An 18,182-nucleotide genomic window follows, 5' to 3' on the forward strand; every position below is an offset into this window, starting at 1 on the left:
CCAAGTGTCAGTGCCCGGTGCTCTAACACTTATTTCTTGTTTCTCTCTTCTCACTTCTTCTTAAAAAAATGGCAAATATTGTTGCAATCGTTGGCCGCCCAAATGTGGGTAAGTCTACGCTGTTCAACCGATTGACGGAACAGCGGCAGGCCATCATGGATAACCAGAGCGGTGTTACGCGTGACCGGCATTATGGCACCGCCGAATGGAATGATAAATACTTTACGGTTATTGACACGGGTGGTTACGTCGTCGGGTCAGAAGATGTATTCGAAGAATCGATTCGCGAGCAGGTAGAGATTGCCATTCAGGAATCGACCGTCCTGTTGTTTGTTGTTGATTCTCAAACGGGTATTACGGGATTGGATGAAGATTTCGCGGATGTCCTGCGTCGGAGCAAGAAACCCGTATACGTCGTAGCCAACAAAGCTGAAACGTCGGAGCGGGCGCATAGTTCAGCGGAGTTCTACGCCCTTGGCCTGGGTGAGCCTTATCCTATCTCGTCCATGACGGGTACCGGAACGGGTGATCTTCTGGATGAAGTGATCAAACATTTTCAAACGGAAGGCGTGGCCGATCCGGATGCTGGTGTTCCCCGCATCGCTATTCTTGGCCGCCCCAACGTGGGTAAATCGTCGTTTCTGAACGTGCTGACGGGGCAGGACCGCAGTATCGTAACCGACATTGCCGGTACAACCCGCGACGCGATTAACACTCGTTACCGTGCTTATGGCAAAGATTTTATCCTGACTGATACCGCAGGTATCCGCCGGAAAGCGCGTATTCAGGATAACATCGAGTTCTATTCGACGCTACGGTCCTTAAAGGCGATGGAGGAATCGGATGTTTGTATCATTATGCTCGATGCAACGCGTGGTCTCGAAGCGCAGGATCTAAATATTATTGGACAAGCCGTAAAGGCGAAGAAGGGTGTTGTGATCATGGTCAATAAGTGGGACGCCGTTGAGAAAGACCACCGTACCGCCGACATCCTGCGCAAAGAAATGATTCAGCGGATGATGCCCATCGATTACCTGCCAATCATTTTTGCGTCTGTGCACGAAAAGCAGCGGATTTTTCAGGTAATGGAAAAAGCGATGGAGGTTTACGAAAATAAGAGTAAGAAAATTACTACCTCCAAGCTGAACGAAGCGATACAGCCAGAAATTGAAGCGTACCCTCCCCCGTCGCTAAAAGGCAAGCAGATCAATATCAAATACATGTTGCAGGTTCCAACGCCTTCACCGACGTTCGTGTTCTTCTGTAACCTGCCCCAGTACGTACAGGAGTCGTATCAGCGCTATCTGGAAAATAAAATCCGGGCTCATTTCGACTTTACGGGTGTACCCATCACCCTGTTTTTCCGGCAGAAGTAATTCGCTTTTTTTGATTAGACTCAGTCAGTTGACGGTTGCAGCCATAAGCTGCTTACCTCTACCACCTGATTGAGTCTAATTCGTTTGATTCCCACCCTTGCATGGCTCAGCAACCCACTCGAGCTTATTATTGGCTTGGTGCCTTTCTGGTATTTCTGGCGGCTTTTTGCTTTGCCATGAAGGGTATACTCATCAAGCTGGCTTATCAATATCCCATTGACTCTATTTCGCTACTTACCTTACGGATGCTGGCTGCCTTGCCGCTTTATGTAGCTATCGCGTTTAATATTGCCCGAAAGCATCCGCCTGTTCAACTGACACTCCAACAATGGCTTGTACTGGCCATACTTGGCATTACGGGCTATTACCTGGCCAGTTTTTTTAACTTTTTGGGACTGGTTTACATTACAGCGGGTCTGGAACGCATCCTGCTGTTTGTGTATCCGACTTTTGTTCTGCTTATGAATGCGCTCGGATTTGGCCGGCGTGTAAGCCGGTTGCAAATCATGGCACTCCTGCTTACCTACGCGGGTATTCTCCTGGCGTTTGTGGGTAATATTGAAACCACCACCCAAAAAGACGTAATGCTTGGCGCTTTCTGGGTTATCCTAAGCGGTCTGGCTTATGCCGTCTATCTGGTTGGTAGCGACCGGATGATCGCACGAATCGGCTCCCAGCGCTTTACGTGCTACGCTATGATCGCAGCGACCGTTCCAACGGTCATTCACTGCGCAATGGTCAACGGCCTGCATCTGGGAGGCTATCCAGCACCAGTCTATGGATTGGGATTAGGCATGGGGATTTTTGTAACCGTTATCCCTACGTTTATGATTGCCGAGGGTATAAAGCGGGTTGGTTCCGGCAATGCTTCGATTATTGCAAGCGTTGGTCCAATCTTCACCATCATCCTGGCGACGACCATCCTTCACGAGACAATCAGTGATGCGCAAATCGCGGGTACACTTTTTGTTTTATTTGGTGTGTTTTTAATTAGCTACCGGGGCAACCGAAAAACAGAGGTAGCAACCAAGAATTAATCAAAAGTTACACTTTCGTAAGTACCGTATAATAAATGAAAACTGGCAAAAATACTCCTATTGGACGTATAAATATATTCTCATTGGCAAATAAGATACATCGAATTACCTTTAGATAAATTCTACCTCGCATTCAAGAACTTAATAATCCTTAGTGAAGTAATTAGCCTAACTTTCTTAAAACGCACACCTATAAAGTTACTGACGTATGGCTACCGAGACGAACATGGAGGAAGAAAAACGCATTGACAAAGCGGCTTACGTGCTAAAAGCCGTAGCCCATCCGCTGCGCATTAAAATCATTCAGATGTTAAATGACAACAAAGAACTGAATGTATCAACGATCTACAAGAATCTAAATGCTGAACAGTCGCTTATCTCGCATCATCTGATCAATATGCGGGATAAGGGTATTTTAGATATTCGACGTAGCGGAAAGAACATTTACTACTTCTTGGTAGATTCGGCGGTATCCGAGGTGATCAGCTGTATTTATAAAAGCAAGGTTCTAAATTAACAATTAACCAGCTATACGAATGGGTCATTAAGTTGGCAAAAGTGCTACTTAATGACCCATTTTGCATTTTGTACGGCTGATTTTAGCCAAAGAGCTCCCCATTCTTGTAAGGAGGAACGATGCCTAAGTGGAGATACGCTCTCTCGGTAGCCTCCCTCCCACGTGAGGTGCGCTTTAGAAAACCTTCTTGGATCAAAAACGGCTCGTAAACCTCCTCAATCGTTTCGGACTCTTCACTGCAAGCTGTCGCGATGGTCGAAAGCCCGACGGGTCCTCCCTTGAACTTTTCGATGATCGTAGTCAAAATCCGGATGTCCATATCGTCCAAACCGTTCTGGTCTACTTCAAGAGCGCTCAAGGCAATTTCAGCAATATCAACATTGATGTAGCCATTCCCTTTCACCTGCGCAAAATCGCGGGTCCGACGCAACAGGTTATTGGCAATCCGGGGTGTTCCCCGGCTCCGGCGGGCAATCTCAAAAGCTCCTTGCTCATCAATCGCTGTACCCAGGATCGCCGACGACCGCTGAACGATACTGGTCAGCAGCTGTGCGTCGTAATACTCCAGCCGACAGCTGATACCGAAACGCGCCCGTAACGGTGATGTCAGCATACCGGCACGGGTGGTAGCACCAATGAGTGTAAACGGATTCAGCTTGATCTGTACAGTTCGCGCGTTCGGGCCTGAATCGAGCATAATGTCAATTTTGTAATCCTCCATCGCCGAGTACAGATACTCTTCCACGATGGGGTTGAGCCGGTGAATCTCGTCGATAAACAGCACGTCGTTTGGCTGCAAGTTTGTCAGCAGTCCCGCCAGGTCACTTGGTTTGTCCAGTACCGGCCCCGACGTCATTTTGATATTTGCATTAAGCTCGTTGGCAACGATGTGCGACAGCGTTGTTTTGCCCAGCCCCGGAGGACCGTGGAGCAAAACGTGGTCGAGTGCATCGCCCCGTTGCTTGGCTGCCTGAACAAATACTTCAAGGTTGTCCAGCACTTTAGCCTGCCCCGTAAAGTCCTCGAACGAAAGCGGTCGGAGCGCCCGTTCGATCTCTTTATCGGTAGCCGACATTCCCTCGCCTGTCCCTTTCAGAAAGTCGTTTCGCATAATTTTGATTCGTGCAAACCCGGCCTAAAAACCGCCTTTTTTGGCTTTATTCGGCCGGGCCGTTTACCTCAAATATACGAAAAAAAAGGCGTAAAACCATCACCGAACCAGCAGTACGGACCCTCGTTTTACTAACTTTCCGCGCTCTGGAAAGGACTCACTTTTGTAGATGATAACGTATGGATAAAGCATGGGTGGGTAGACCTCTCCCTTGTACGAACCGTCCCATTTTTGCTCCGGATTATCCGTTACGAAGATGACTTCACCCCAGCGATTATAGACCCGAAGCTCGTAGTCTGTAACGTAGGCGGGAAAGACTTCCAGCACATCGTTGACGCCATCGTTATTAGGCGTAAATGCTTCCGGTACGTTCATCCTAGGCTCGCACTTGTTTAAGGCTAGTGACGTAGCCGTAGCCGTACATCCCTGCGGATCAGTAGCGACAACCTGGTATTGTCCCGCCCGGTTAACCGTGATAGCGTTTGTTGTTTCACTCCGATTGAGCCACAGATAACGCAGGTCGGAAGCACCGTTAGCAACAATTTGCACTCGGCCCTGATCGCCCTCGCACAAGATAACTTCTCTGGGAACCGACAGAGCCGGGGCCGGTCGGTCTGAAACCTCCACGTTGCTTCGTCCAACGCAGCCATTCAGTGTGTTTCGTACCACAATTCCGTACGTTCCCGGCTGACTGACCGTTATAGAGAGCGACGATGCTCCCGTACTCCACTGGTAGGTGTTGCCAGGCTGCTGCGCATCTTCGGGTGCTAGCGTAACGGTTTGCCCAAAACATTTCAACTGGTTTGGTCCTAGTCGGGCGAACCCAGCACTATCGAGACCTACCTTGATGCTATCCACAAGGGCTTTACAGCCTTTTGTATCGGTTACCTGAACGTTGTACAGACCAGGCGCAGCCGTGTTGAATACAGGCGTAGTAGCTACCTGGTTATTGTTCTGATCCAGCCAACTATAACTTGCGGGTGTTCCCCCCGAAATATTCAGGCTAATTGTACCACTGTTGGGTAAACTACACAGCGCGTCTTTCGTCAGCGGTGTGAGCACGAGCTGATTAGCGGGTGATTTTAGTGTAAACGCTGTATCCAGCTTGCACTCATGCAACGTGTCTGTCACGGTTATTTTATAGCCTCCCTCCGCAAGTCCAGTCTGTTGATTGGTGGCCCCGGTCAACACCGCCCCATCGGAACGTGTCCAGCCATATGCGTAGTCGCCTGCCGGGTTGGGTGTCAACACAATCGAGCCATCAGCCGATGTACAGGTCTGCGGACCAGTCAGCGCTGCCGCTACCCGTAGCTTAGGTAATTCGGTGACGCGAATGGTGTCGGAGTTTTCGCAAGATGCGCCATCAATTGGATCTGATTGAGCGGTTACCGTATACGTTCCAGCTTTTGACACCGAAATGGTACGCGTATCGCCACCCGTACTCCACTGGAATCGCTTCCAGGTTAGCTGCGGTACGGTCAGGTTAACCGCCGTTCGGTAACAGAACACGGTGTCGGGGCCAAGATCGAGTGACGGTACGGGTCGTATCTGAACCGCGATGGTATCACTTTTAAAACATTCTCCGTTGGCCGCTAACCCGACCACCTGATAATAGCCCGGCAACGTAAGCGTTAGGGATTTTTGCCTGCTGACTACCGCCCCATTGACCAGCCATACGTACAATTTCGCGGTCACGTTTATGTTCAGCGTTAGCCCTTTTTTATTACAGATAGCGGTATCGGCACCGAGTTTTATGTCGGGTGGCGTTTCGAGAATAGTCAGCGTGTCTCTGATGAGGGTATCTTTACAAATGCCTCCCGAGCTGGTTCGGGTAACGATGTGCAGGCTGATCGGATAAGTCCCCGGATTTTTATAGGGGTGGGTAATGGGCTGGGTAGCCGTTGTCGATACGGGAGCACTTCCATCACCAAACGTAAGGGTATACGTTTCTTTTAGCTTCGGACAGTTGGGACTGATCTGAAATACGGTTGGCGCGTTTGTACACGTGTCTGAATACGTAACGCCAGGCCCGCTCGATGGCTCATTGAAATTGGCAACCAGGTTCGGTAACCCTAACTGGCTTTTCTGCCCGCCCAATGTCTGACCAACGGGGTTGAAGACAAGGCTGTCAAGTAATCCACCGTTCGGATTGTCGATAGTTCCAAGAGAGCCACTGCCTTTTATGGCTACGTAAATACGTCCATCCGGACCAATCTGAATAGATCCATACTGGCGGGTTGTACTGCTGTCAACAACGGTTCTGGACTTTGCCAAGAGCGAGTCCTTCTGGCTTAAATCATACTTAAGAACATACGACGATCCCTTCAAGCTTCCATCGGAGTTCGTATCAGCCAGCATGGTCACGTACAGATTGTTACCATCGGGTGAAAACTCGACCCCGTAGGCTTTTGGCGGAGCGGCTCCCAAATCGAGCGTCCGATTAAACGTCATTCTTCCCGTCGAATCATTAAACGTATAGAGATCAACGGAGTTTTTGGGCGGACCCGGAATGACAACGGCCATCGGACGGTTTCCTTTGTTACCGCCCGTTGTATCCGCCGGACCGATCTTGATATAACCCTCGGCGTTTGCCAGCGAATCGATAACCTGCCCACCGGTGAACGTTGTCACGGTTGGCGTTTCACTGGGTGTGAGGTGACGGATTTCGAAGGTGTTGGTTCCGTATTGGCGCGTAATCACCCAATAGGTCGAATCCCGATCATTACGAACCGATGCCGACTGTTCTGTGCCTTTGGTCGATAACGGAATGTTTTTCTGGGTGACCGCCCCTTTGCCCCCATTCTGCCGCATATCGACGATGCTATACGTTAAGGTCTTCTGACCACGAATTTCCGACGTTGTATATACGTAGTAAAGGTACTCGCAACCGCGACACGTTGGCTTCGGCACAATCAGGGCTGATTGTGTGGAGTTTTTATTACCGCCGAGTGAGATAGGTGTAGCTGTTGCCGCCGAGTCGCGCGGGTCCAGTGATTTCAACGGTTTACCATCTTTATCGTAAACAGTTACACCGTCGGTATAAAATAGCAGGACGCCTTTTGTATTGGAAATAGACGACGATCCTTCGATCGTATTGAGCTTACCGTCGGTAATCGGCTTAGGCGATCCACCGCCACTAAAGTCCAGTCCGGCATTGGCTCCAAAATACCACTTTGCTCCCTGCGATTCTTTCTGCTCTCCGCACACATCGACGTTTATGCGATCTTGATACGAGCACCCTGTTATTGGGTCAATCGCTTCCACCGAGTAACAGCCTGAACTGTCTACCTGGATGCTCTGCGTCGTTTGTCCCTTTGGGTACCACAAATAATTATAACGAGTCTGACTACCACCGTTGTATGGATCAAGGGTAATCGTCTCTCCTTTACAGATTGTCGTATCCGTTCGCCAATTGCTGAACGACTGAGGACGGTTACCAACATTAACGTTTCTGGTAGACGTTATAACGGTCCCACTAACAGTCCTCGTTAGCGTAACAGTAAACGTAGTGGCCTGCTTGTAAACGTGTTTAGCTACCGAATCATTTTGCGTAGTCAGCGTAGTACCATCCCCAAAATTCCAAGTACGAGTAGTTACGCCTGTTCGGATACTATCTGTAAATACAATAGAGTCAGGATTACACTCTACGTCAGGCACACAAGCCTTACCACTAATTCTGATTGTCTGCGCCCTGGATATAGTCGCCCCTGCCAGCAGAAGCAGCGTGACCAAAAGTCCAACGACGCGTAAACGGCCAATATAAGTTATCATGAAGAAGCAAGGAATAAGCCCACCTGCACAAATTCGTCCCCTAGCATAACAGATAACGGGGGCATTACGTTAGTATAAACGAAGTCGCTTCGTTAAAATTTTATCAACCGATAACCGTAAAAATCGACAGGAATAGCGTTAATTTTATAGGTTATTGGTGCTCTTAAATACTCTTTTTCTAGTAGGAACGTTGCAACCGCGAAGTTGGCCCAGTCTTTGCCCCTATATCGCAGCTATGAGTAAGAAATACATATTGGTAGTTTTAGCGTTGGTATTCAGTCAGCTGGCCTTCGCACAGGACCCACAGTTCACCCAATTTTATGCCGCTCCGCTTTATCTGAACCCCGCTTTCGCTGGTTCAGCCCTAGCTCCACGTATCACAGCCAATTACCGCAACCAGTGGCCCGCTATCACAAACTACGTGACCACTATGGTTGGACTAGACCATTATTTCGACCGATTCAACAGTGGCGTAGGTTTATTAATCCAAAACGACAACCAGGGTCAAGGTAGGATTCAATCTACGGAGATAGGGTTGCAATATTCCTATCAATTGCAGGTAAGTGAATCGTCGTTTGTGCGGTTCGGCTTACAGGGGTCGTATGTCAATCGCAATATCAATTACTTTGGCCTGACAACTGGCGACCAATTTACGGATCAGGGCTTTATCTCGGGCAGCGTTTCGGCGGACCCGGCGCTACTGGCTGGTTCGCCCAAAAATAAATACCTCGATTTTTCGACGGGTGCACTGGTGTATTCCGATTGGTACTGGGTCGGTGTATCGGCTCATCACATTAACCGACCCGATCAGGGATTTTTTGTCAGCGGACAGGATCGCCTGCCCATAAAAGGAAGCCTTCAGGCTGGTCTACGGATTCCATTGGCTGGCTACACAGGCTTAGCGGACGAACAGGATCGTGAAATCAGTTTTTCGCCCGTTATCATGTACAAGTTCCAGGGTAAATACGACCAGTTGGATCTCGGTGCCTACCTGACTTACTCACCGCTAACGGTGGGCGCCTACTACCGAGGCATCCCGTTCAAAAAATACGAGCAAACCATCAACAACCACGATGCAGTAGCTTTACTCGCGGGCTGGCGCATGGATAAGTTTTCGATTGGCTACAGCTACGATTTTACCGTTTCGACGCTTGGCAACAGCGGTGGCTCGCACGAACTGTCGCTTTCGTATATCTTCGAGAAGCCAGAAGGTCGCCGGTCGGGCGTTCGCAGACGGGATAAAAAATTACCTTGTCCTAAGTTCTAATCGTCCTCAGACGGCTTAGAACGAAGCCGTCTGAAAAGAAGTGTATGCGATGTCGTTATTGACGATACGGATGAGTTATTCGATGTCTTTTGCCACGAGCTGGACCGTATATCGGCTCTTTTGCTCAAGAAGCAGTTTTTTATTGACTAGCACCCGGTCAATCGTAATCTGGTTGTAATAGCGAATCGTAATCAGCTCCAGGCCCTCATTATAAGTAACTCGAAAATCCTGTCTTAGCTGGTCAAGCAGGGCAGGCACCCGTTCGGGATTGTTGTCGACAACGACCGAGAAGCTAATCGCCGTATTCTGCATCAAGTTGATCTTAACGCCAGCCTGCGCAAAACGCCCGAAAATACGGCTTAGGTTATCTTCAGCGATAAACGAGAAATCGTTTGGATGCAAAGAAATCAACAGCTGATTCACCTTGAAAATAAAGGACGGAGTCAGCAGATGCTGTTCAAAATTACCGATTACCGTTCCGGCGGCATCAGGCTTTAAAAACGAGCGAACATATAGTTTGATACCCCTGTTTTGCAGCGGCTTAATGGTTTTTGGGTGAATAACCGTTGCACCGTAATAAGCTAGTTCAATAGCGTCCTGGTATGTTAGTTTTTCCAGTAGCACCGTTTCATTAAACCACTTCGGATCGGCATTCAAAACGCCGGGGACATCTTTCCAGATCGTAACACTTTCGGCTCGCAGGCAATAGGCAAAAATAGCGGCTGTATAGTCGGACCCTTCGCGACCAAGTGTAGTGGTTCGGCCATCGGGCGTTTGTCCAATAAAGCCCTGCGTTACCGTGACAGCAGCTTTTTTAACAGCTTTGTTTATGCGTCGGTTCGTTTCGTCCCAATCTACCCGACCCTCACGAAACGTAGCGTCGGTGGCAATCAGCTGCCGAGCATCCAGCCAACGAGTGGATAGACCTGCTTTTGACAAATAAGCCGCTATGATCTGGGTGGACAAGACTTCGCCAAGCGATACGATCTGATCGTAGACTTCATCGTAATGGCCAGCAATCGGTTGTCTGAGGTAAGCATCCAGCTGATCGAACGTTTCGTAGACGCTGCTAAAATCACCCGTTAGGCTTTGCATCACGTTTTCGTGGTACGCTCGAATCGTTTGCAGCTTATCCTGCATCCCGTCGGACCGCTGACTTACGTAGGCTCGTACCAGTTCTTCGAGCGCATTCGTCGTTTTGCCCATTGCTGACACAACCACGACAGCTCCTTGCCCTTGTGTTTGTACAATCTCGGCTAGATTCTTTACACCAGCCGCGTCTTTTACGGATGCTCCACCGAACTTGAATACCTTCATATTGGTAAAAAAACAGGGTTATAGGGTCAGCAGAAGAGGACATTGCTCCCACTAACCCTATGACCCTGCTGAAAAATAGTTTAGACTGCTACTGCCCGACCCGTATACAGTAACTCACGTACTGAATTCGCTATACCCTGTGGATCAAAACCGCATTCCCGGTGAAGCTCGATCTGTTCACCATGTTCGATCACAGCGTCAGGTATACCCAGTCGTTTTACGCGGGCCATGTAACCATGATTGGCCATGAATTCGAGAACCGCGCTACCAAAACCGCCCATCAAGCAACCATCTTCAACGGTAAGTACCCGGTCGAAGCGGCCAAAAATCTGATGAAGAAGCTCTTCGTCCAGCGGCTTCACGTAACGCATGTCGAAATGGGCGGGCTGAATGCCTTCTTTAGCCAGCATTTTTGTAGCCTCGACAGCATAGTTACCGATATGACCAATCGTCAGGATAGCTACTGATTCGCCATCGCTAACCATCCGGCCTTTACCAATTACCTGCTTTTCGAATGGAGTACGCCAGTTCGGCATAACGCCTTCCCCTCGCGGATAGCGAATTGTGAATGACTGTTTTCCACTTTGCACCTCGTCTGATTGAGCCGTGTACATCATGTTACGAAGTTCTTGCTCATTCATCGGGGAAGCTACGATCATGTTCGGAATGCAGCGCATAAACGCCAGATCGTAAGCACCGTGGTGCGTTGGACCGTCAGCACCCGCAAACCCAGCCCGGTCAAGGCAGAACACTACTGGTAACTCCTGGATACAAACGTCGTGAATGACCTGGTCATAAGCCCGCTGCATGAAGGTTGAGTAGATATTGCAAAACACGACTTCCCCCTGCGTAGCCATACCCGCCGAAAACGTAACAGCGTGTTGCTCGGCAATACCAACATCGAAAGCCCGCTTTGGCATGGCTTTCATCATGATGTTCATCGATGAGCCGGAAGGCATAGCGGGCGTTACACCCACGATGCGCGGATTCTGCTCAGCCAGCTCGACCAATGTATTACCAAATACCTCCTGGTACTTCGGTGGCTGAGGAGTATCGTATAGTTTCTTTTGTATTACACCCGTTACCTTGTCGAACAAACCGGGCGCGTGCCATTTGGTCTGGTCTTTTTCGGCGGGTGCATATCCTTTTCCCTTAACCGTCAGCACGTGTAACAGCTTGGGACCAGGAATATTTTTAAGATCGTCCAGAACGCTTACCAGATGATCGATGTCATGCCCATCAATCGGCCCGAAGTAACGGAGATTTAGTGACTCGAATAAGTTGCTCTGCGTGAGTAGCGACGACTTGATGCCGGATTCGACCTTCGATACGATCTCCTGCGCACTCTTACCGAACTTGCTCATTTTGCCGAGCAGGTTCCAGACCTCATCTTTTACTTTATTGTATGTCTGCGAGGTCGTAATGTCGGTCAGATACTCGCGAAGCGCACCCACATTGGGATCGATGCTCATGCAGTTATCGTTCAGAACGATCAGCAGATTACTGTCGGTCGCTCCGGCATGGTTCATTCCTTCAAACGCTTCGCCAGCGGTCATGGCTCCGTCACCGATAACGGCAATGTGATTTCGGTTTGGTTGCCCCTGAAGCTGCGACGCTACAGCCATACCCAAAGCCGCCGAAATAGACGTAGACGAGTGCCCCACGCCAAACGAGTCATAGACGCTTTCTTTGCGCTTCGGAAAACCAGAGAGACCTTTGTAAAACCGGTTGGTATGAAACTTATCACGCCGACCCGTCAGAATTTTGTGGCCATATGCCTGGTGCCCTACGTCCCAGATAAGCTGATCATCGGGCGTGTTGAAGACATAGTGCAAAGCCACTGTTAGCTCAACTACACCCAGACTAGCGCCAAAATGCCCGCCATAGACAGATACGTCATCAATAATAAACTGGCGAAGTTCGTCGGCAAGTTGAGGAAGGCGAGATTTATCAAGTTTGCGAAGATCGTCAGGCGTGTTGACTGTGGCCAAAAGACTGCCAGGGGTAATCAGCATGATAGATAGCAGGAAAGCGTCTGTTTAACCATAACAAACGTACAGAATGCAATGTTTCCTTCGGTGGTCGGCCTGTTAATTTAGGAGCGAAGGTAGTTCATTTTTACCAGATTATAAATAATCTAAGCCCCTGACCGTCCCAATACATACGCAGACACCAGAGGCTTAGATTTTAAAGAGATTATTCGCAGAAATTACTAGGTTTTTCTACTAGGAGTTCCGCTGGCTGGCCCGGAAAAGCTTTTGCTTCTCTTCACGGGTCAGACTTTCATAACCGGAACGGGAAATTTTATCGAGAATCGTATCAACTTCGTCCTGATCAGGCGTTGACATGGACGATGGCGATCCGCTGGCGGAAGCGTATACACTTCCCTGAGCGCTGGCATTGCTCCGCTGACGATACGAAACTTTTACGGCTGGCTTTGGTCTGAACAAATTGCTCCAGCCATCAACGAGCCAGTAAATAGGCCGCCCCAAATCCGTACCGTTCTGAAGCAGTTTTACGTAGAAAAAGCCCATTAGCGCTCCCCCCAAGTGAGCAATATTGCCCCCGGCATTTGGTCCGACCGACTGCGCGAACGACAATACGACAAAGAAGAAAACAATGTACTTGATTCGTACGGGTCCAAAAAACAGCAGGTGAAAGGTATAGTTAGGCAACAGCGTTGCGGCTCCGACGGCTACCGATAAAGCTGCAGCCGATGCACCCAGCATCTGCGATCCCATAATCTGCTCCTGAAAATAAGGAACCAGGTTATACATGGCCAGATAAAACAGCCCCCCGGCTATGCCGCCCATGATGTACAGCCCAACCAACCGACGACTACCCAAGTATTCGTCAATCAACCGGCCAAACCAATACAGGAACAGCATGTTGAAAAGAATGTGAAAAATCTCTTCGTGAGCGAATATGTGGGTCATTAATGTCCACGGCCTATGCAGAAATGCACCTAACGAAGCTGGAATGGCCAGATTTTCAATGACCAAATTATACACTGCTGTCGCTTTCAGCACATGCGACGCTACGTATAGAATAACTACGGCCAGATACACCACTGTATTGACCAGTATCAATTGCACCAACGTGTTGTTGGGCTTGCTGAACTCGCTCCGAAAGTCATCGAACAACCCGCTCATCACTAATAAAAAGTTTTCCGCTGTGAATTCCAGTATTTGACTAAAATAAATGCAAATAGCATGCCCCCAATGTGGGCAAAATGAGCTACGTTGTCCGCCTGCGCCCGATAGACACCGGAGTAGAGTTCATAGGCTCCGTAAAAAATAACGAGATACTTGGCTTTGATTGGTATAGGAGGAAACAATAAAAATAACTGAGTGTTCGGAAACAACAGACCAAAAGCCATTATCACACCAAAAATCGCGCCTGATGCACCGACCATCGGCTCATTGACCTGATTACTAAAGATCTGGTTTACGATAGCCAGGCTATCCTTGATGTTCTTAGGATCCGTTGGGTACTCCCGAAACTTCTCAACAAAAGGCACTAAGCGGTCATAATACGAACTGGCATATTGATCCACGAACGCGGAAAAAGCGTCGACACCGGGGCTGAGCCGGTAATCCCGAACGGTTTCATATACGTCGTGCATCTCCCAATAGTTTACACCCGAAAAAAGTAGCGCGGCCCCCAGCCCCGTAAAAAAGTAAAAAAAAGCAAAGCGACGCGGTCCCCAAAATTGTTCAAGCATTGGTCCAAAAACAATCAAGCCAATCATGTTGCTGAAAATGTGACCAAAGCCACCGTGCAAAAACATGTGCGTCAGCAACTGTATCGGATTAAATTGTTCAGATAGAAACGAATGCAGTCCGAATTGCTCAATTATACGTTCATTAGTAATAAAAAAGACCAATACGTTGAGAATCAGTATAGCACGAACAACTGGGGTTAATGAAAACATCGCTACGGGTTTTACAATTTACTCGTTTAACTCATTTATCATCGAAAAAGTCCCGCAATTTTATCCAACGACAATACCGTGGTAACTGATTCGCCCGTAGGTGTATAGCTAGGATTCGATGAAGCAAACAACTGATCGACCAATGCCTTGCGTTCTGTCGGGCTCAATCGGGTGATGTGCCGTTGCGATGCCCGACGAGCCAGCGACCTCGCCATCGACTCCGCCCGGTCTAGTTTTAACCGTCCTGTATCAGCCCGGAGCTGGGCCAGCAAGTTAGCAAACAATTCTTCCTCGTTCTCACCGGTTGTCATGCCCGGTACCCCCCGGATCACAAATGTGTTCTGCCCCAGCTCATCGAATTGAAATCCTAGATGGGTCAGATCGTCACGCAAATCGAGAGCGAGCTGGAAATCCACGGGAGCCAGCGTAACGGTTTTCGGAAAAAGCAGCTGCTGCGATACCCCATTGTGTTTAGTCAAAGCCGCGTGGAACTGGTCGTACAGAATCCGCTCGTAGGCCCTGCGCTGATCGATCAATAATACACCCGACTTGATGGTGGCCAGCAGGTAACGGTTTTGGATCTGAACAATGTTTTCATCCTCAACAACCGGCGCTGATACGTCCTGTAGCTGATTGGCTCGACTTCCTAGTGTTACGGCTTCGCTTTCGACCGGTTCGCTGGCGGGTGCGGGCTCAACCGCTTTGGCCGGCCCTAACCAGTCGCCAACGGATTCGGTAGACTTTACGTCGGACGATTCATCAATGCCTTTGAATAAAGCCTGCCAGTTATTGCTACTCGGCTTCTTGGGCATATCAAAACTACCCCCAGCAGCCTTGTCCAGTGAATCCGTACGCAACGGTACTCGTTCGTTTTTCGGCTTGTCTGCCGCAGGTTTATCACCGGATGCCCACGAAGGGGTGATTGGGCGCGGAACGTCCGCCTTCGCTTCAGGAACCGAAGGCCGGTTCGCCGTCGCTCGTCCACCCGACAAGAAATTAACGTCTGATTCGAAATCGAGGGATGGGGTCAGGTTGTACATACCCACTGCTTTCCGAACAGCCGCCATCATAATGGCGTACACCGATCGCTCATCGTCAAATTTGATTTCCGTTTTTGTCGGATGGATATTGATATCGATGTGCGATGGGTCAATATCAACAAACAGCACGTAGAACGGATGGCTTCCTTCGGGCAGCATCCCCTCGTAAGCGCCAATCACAGCATGATGCAGGTAGTTGTGCTTGATGTAGCGGTTGTTGACAAAGAAAAACTGCTCGTTACGCGCTTTTTTGGCCGATTCCGGTTTACCAATGTAGCCACGTACGGTTACGTAGGGCGTCTGCTCTTCGCAATAGTTTAACTGCTCCCGGTAGCTCTTGCCGAACATGTCGATGATGCGACGGCTTAGCTTTCCGGCATGAAGATTATAGATTTCCTGATCGTTATGGAACAGCGAAAAGGCCACTTCCGGGTGAGCCAGTGCCACACGCTGAAATTCGTCAATGATGTGACGCATCTCCACCGAATTCGACTTCAGAAAATTTCGGCGGGCCGGAACGTTAAAGAAAAGGTTCTTGATAAGCAGGTTTGTACCGGGCAAGCACGAGATTGACTCTTGCGCCTTTATGTCCGAGCCTTCGATCCGGATTAGCGTACCGAGTTCATCTTCCGCCCGTCGCGTCCGCATTTCGATCTGCGCAACGGCCGCAATAGACGCCAGTGCTTCGCCCCGAAAACCCATCGTACGAATGCGGAACAAATCGTCGGACGAGCGAATTTTGGAGGTAGCGTGCCGTTCGAAGCTCATCCGAGCGTCGGTCTCGGTCATGCCAACGCCGTCGTCTACGATCTGGATCAGGTTACGACCTGCTTCGCGGATAATCACCTGCACGGATTTGGCCTTCGCGTCTACCGAGTTTTCGAGTAACTCTTTTACAACTGATGCGGGCCGCTGTACGACCTCGCCAGCCGCAATTTGGTTCGCAATCGAATCGGGTAGTAGCTGAATAACATTTAACATGGCTCGCTGATAGGGACACTCCGTTGCGGTCATTTGCCGCCTTATACAAGATACAACAAAATTAGCCCTAAAAAAAACCCCTGCCCAACGCTTTTTTGCGAATGACAGGGGAAAATCTAAGGCAGGGAGCCCAAAGCAGGAACCGCGTGTTAGCCACTGTTTCGTACAGTACGCTCCCGTTCTTGGCTATTCATTATAAGTGAATCGCTTCGCCGTAGGCCGCTTCGGTAGCATCTTTGATTGCTTCCGACATGGTTGGGTGCGGGTGGACGGCTTTAAGGATCTCTTCGCCAGTCGTTTCCAGCTTACGGGCAGCTACGACCTCGGCAATCATCTCGGTTACGTTGTTACCGATGAAGTGAGCGCCCAGGAACTCGCCGTATTTCGCGTCGAAAATAACCTTCACAAAGCCTTCAGGTGTACCGGCAGCCTTTGCCTTACCCGATGCTGTGAAAGGAAACTTACCGACTTTCAGCTCATACCCCGCTTCGCGGGCAGCTTTCTCCGTATAGCCAACCGACGCGATTTCGGGCGTGCAGTACGTACAACCCGGAATGTTGTTGTAGTTGAGCGGCTCAACGTGTGGCTGTCCGGCTATTTTCTCGATGCAGATAATGGCTTCGGCCGATGCAACGTGTGCCAATGCCTGCCCTTTTGTAACGTCGCCGATGGCGTAATAGCCTTCAACGTTCGTCCGGTAGTAATCGTCGGTCACGATTTTACCCCGGTCAACGTTGATGCCTACTTCTTCAAGACCGATGTTTTCGATGTTGGCTACGACACCAGCCGCCGACAACACCACATCTACGTCGAATGTCTTTTCGCCATCGGGCGTTTTAACGAATACTTTGCAGCCCTGACCGCTTGTATCTACTTTCGTTACCTCCGATTTGGTATAAATGTCGACGCCCAGCTTTTTGTATTGCTTGGCCAGCTCTTTGGAGATGTCCTCGTCTTCGACGGGCACTACGTTCGGCAGGAACTCGATAATGGTCACTTTAGTCCCCATGCTCGCATACACGTAAGCGAACTCGACACCGATAGCACCCGAACCGATCACCAGCAGGGAATCTGGCCGCTTTTCGAGCGTCATCGCTTTCCGGTACTCAATTACTTTTGTACCGTCGATGGGGACGGATGGCAACTGGCGGGCACGGCCCCCAGTAGCGATGATGATATGCTTGGCTTCGTATTCGGTAACCTTGCCATCGGCGGCTGTTACGTCTACTTTCTTGCCCGGCTTCACCTTACCGACACCACTGATGACGTCGATTTTATTTTTCTTCATCAGGAACTGGACGCCCTTGCTCATGCTGTCGGCAACGCCCCGGCTCCGCTTGATCACAGCCCCAAAATCGGCCTGCGACTCGCCCGAAACCGTAATTCCATAATCGGCAGAGTGTTTAATGTATTCAAAAACCTGCGCTGATTTAAGCAGCGCTTTGGTAGGGATACAGCCCCAGTTCAGACAGATGCCGCCGAGGCTTTCGCGCTCAATGACGGCCGTTTTCATACCCAACTGCGACGCCCGGATAGCGGCAACATAGCCGCCCGGCCCGCTACCCACAACGATTACATCGTACTGTGCAGCCATTTTTTCTGTATTGGAGTTATGTCAGGAATCGTCAGACGGGTTCATGAATCAACGGGTTTATTTCCGAATGGAGCATGAACATAGCTGACCCTCTGTTTTGAAAACGCAAAGGTAGGTCGAAAAGTTGACACCGGAATCAAACCACGGATACGCCTTCTTTTGTTCTATCTTTGTAGGTTCATTTTTTACACGAAAGATGTCGGTAAGGGGCACTAGATAACGGGGTTATGTAAGCTT

At 49.5% G+C, this 18,182-nt stretch carries 12 protein-coding genes; 4 read left to right on the plus strand and 8 right to left on the minus strand.

Annotated features, from left to right (window positions below; all coding sequences use genetic code 11):
* Positions 1-68 precede the first annotated feature (68 nt).
* The 3 genes from der (at position 69) to M0L20_RS07540 (ending at position 2,930) form a co-directional block, all read left to right on the plus strand.
* Entirely contained in the window at positions 69-1,376 is a 1,308-nt protein-coding gene (gene der / locus M0L20_RS07530; RefSeq protein ID WP_232560240.1) for a ribosome biogenesis GTPase Der, read from the plus strand.
* A 101-nt stretch (positions 1,377-1,477) separates the two neighbouring features.
* Positions 1,478-2,413: a DMT family transporter gene (locus M0L20_RS07535; RefSeq protein ID WP_248476328.1), complete on the plus strand. Its 936-nt coding sequence runs from the start codon at positions 1,478-1,480 to the stop codon at positions 2,411-2,413.
* Between the two features lie 208 nt (positions 2,414-2,621).
* On the plus strand, positions 2,622-2,930 hold the full coding sequence (locus tag M0L20_RS07540) for an ArsR/SmtB family transcription factor (protein WP_232560242.1): 309 nt from the start codon (positions 2,622-2,624) through the stop codon (positions 2,928-2,930).
* Positions 2,931-3,012: 82 nt separating this feature from the next.
* On the opposite strand, the gene ruvB is transcribed toward M0L20_RS07540, so the two are convergent.
* Positions 3,013-4,041: a Holliday junction branch migration DNA helicase RuvB gene (ruvB, locus tag M0L20_RS07545; protein WP_232560243.1), complete on the minus strand. Its 1,029-nt coding sequence runs from the start codon at positions 4,039-4,041 to the stop codon at positions 3,013-3,015.
* Between the two features lie 99 nt (positions 4,042-4,140).
* Positions 4,141-7,812: a PKD domain-containing protein gene (locus M0L20_RS07550; RefSeq protein WP_248476329.1), complete on the minus strand. Its 3,672-nt coding sequence runs from the start codon at positions 7,810-7,812 to the stop codon at positions 4,141-4,143.
* Positions 7,813-8,047: 235 nt separating this feature from the next.
* Here M0L20_RS07550 and M0L20_RS07555 point away from each other — a divergent pair, with 235 nt between their 5' ends.
* Positions 8,048-9,079: a PorP/SprF family type IX secretion system membrane protein gene (locus M0L20_RS07555; RefSeq protein WP_248476330.1), complete on the plus strand. Its 1,032-nt coding sequence runs from the start codon at positions 8,048-8,050 to the stop codon at positions 9,077-9,079.
* A 75-nt stretch (positions 9,080-9,154) separates the two neighbouring features.
* Here the strand turns inward: M0L20_RS07555 and M0L20_RS07560 are convergent, their stop codons facing one another.
* The 6 genes from M0L20_RS07560 to lpdA form a co-directional block, all read right to left on the minus strand.
* Complete coding sequence (locus M0L20_RS07560) at positions 9,155-10,396, minus strand: aspartate kinase (RefSeq protein WP_248476331.1); 1,242 nt, start codon at positions 10,394-10,396, stop codon at positions 9,155-9,157.
* Between the two features lie 80 nt (positions 10,397-10,476).
* Positions 10,477-12,411 carry a 1-deoxy-D-xylulose-5-phosphate synthase gene (gene dxs, locus M0L20_RS07565; protein ID WP_248476332.1) on the minus strand — a complete coding sequence of 645 codons (1,935 nt, stop codon included), beginning with the start codon at positions 12,409-12,411 and terminating at the stop codon, positions 10,477-10,479.
* Positions 12,412-12,621: 210 nt separating this feature from the next.
* Complete coding sequence (locus M0L20_RS07570) at positions 12,622-13,548, minus strand: rhomboid family intramembrane serine protease (RefSeq protein ID WP_248476333.1); 927 nt, start codon at positions 13,546-13,548, stop codon at positions 12,622-12,624.
* Between the two features lie 2 nt (positions 13,549-13,550).
* Entirely contained in the window at positions 13,551-14,330 is a 780-nt protein-coding gene (locus tag M0L20_RS07575; protein WP_232560249.1) for a rhomboid family intramembrane serine protease, read from the minus strand.
* A gap of 38 nt (positions 14,331-14,368) precedes the next feature.
* Positions 14,369-16,351, minus strand: a complete 1,983-nt coding sequence (gene mutL, locus M0L20_RS07580) for a DNA mismatch repair endonuclease MutL (protein ID WP_248476334.1) — start codon at positions 16,349-16,351, stop codon at positions 14,369-14,371.
* A gap of 193 nt (positions 16,352-16,544) precedes the next feature.
* Positions 16,545-17,945, minus strand: coding sequence for a dihydrolipoyl dehydrogenase (lpdA, locus tag M0L20_RS07585; RefSeq protein WP_232560251.1), 1,401 nt, complete (start codon positions 17,943-17,945; stop codon positions 16,545-16,547).
* Between the last annotated feature and the right edge of the window lie 237 nt (positions 17,946-18,182).

Origin of the sequence: Spirosoma liriopis (assembly GCF_023196085.1) — a bacterium.
Lineage (GTDB): Bacteria > Bacteroidota > Bacteroidia > Cytophagales > Spirosomataceae > Spirosoma > Spirosoma oryzicola.

Bases quoted from the DNA above. Each gene is read 5' to 3' on its own strand.
- der (WP_232560240.1), top strand. From the start codon at position 69: ATGGCAAATATTGTTGCAATCGTTGGCCGCCCAAATGTGGGTAAGTCT.
- ruvB (WP_232560243.1), bottom strand. From the start codon at position 4,041: ATGCGAAACGACTTTCTGAAAGGGACAGGCGAGGGAATGTCGGCTACC.
- M0L20_RS07570 (WP_248476333.1), bottom strand. From the start codon at position 13,548: ATGAGCGGGTTGTTCGATGACTTTCGGAGCGAGTTCAGCAAGCCCAAC.
- M0L20_RS07560 (WP_248476331.1), bottom strand. From the start codon at position 10,396: ATGAAGGTATTCAAGTTCGGTGGAGCATCCGTAAAAGACGCGGCTGGT.
- M0L20_RS07575 (WP_232560249.1), bottom strand. From the start codon at position 14,330: ATGTTTTCATTAACCCCAGTTGTTCGTGCTATACTGATTCTCAACGTA.
- M0L20_RS07540 (WP_232560242.1), top strand. From the start codon at position 2,622: ATGGCTACCGAGACGAACATGGAGGAAGAAAAACGCATTGACAAAGCG.
- M0L20_RS07555 (WP_248476330.1), top strand. From the start codon at position 8,048: ATGAGTAAGAAATACATATTGGTAGTTTTAGCGTTGGTATTCAGTCAG.
- lpdA (WP_232560251.1), bottom strand. From the start codon at position 17,945: ATGGCTGCACAGTACGATGTAATCGTTGTGGGTAGCGGGCCGGGCGGC.
- M0L20_RS07550 (WP_248476329.1), bottom strand. From the start codon at position 7,812: ATGATAACTTATATTGGCCGTTTACGCGTCGTTGGACTTTTGGTCACG.
- mutL (WP_248476334.1), bottom strand. From the start codon at position 16,351: ATGTTAAATGTTATTCAGCTACTACCCGATTCGATTGCGAACCAAATT.
- M0L20_RS07535 (WP_248476328.1), top strand. From the start codon at position 1,478: ATGGCTCAGCAACCCACTCGAGCTTATTATTGGCTTGGTGCCTTTCTG.
- dxs (WP_248476332.1), bottom strand. From the start codon at position 12,411: ATGCTGATTACCCCTGGCAGTCTTTTGGCCACAGTCAACACGCCTGAC.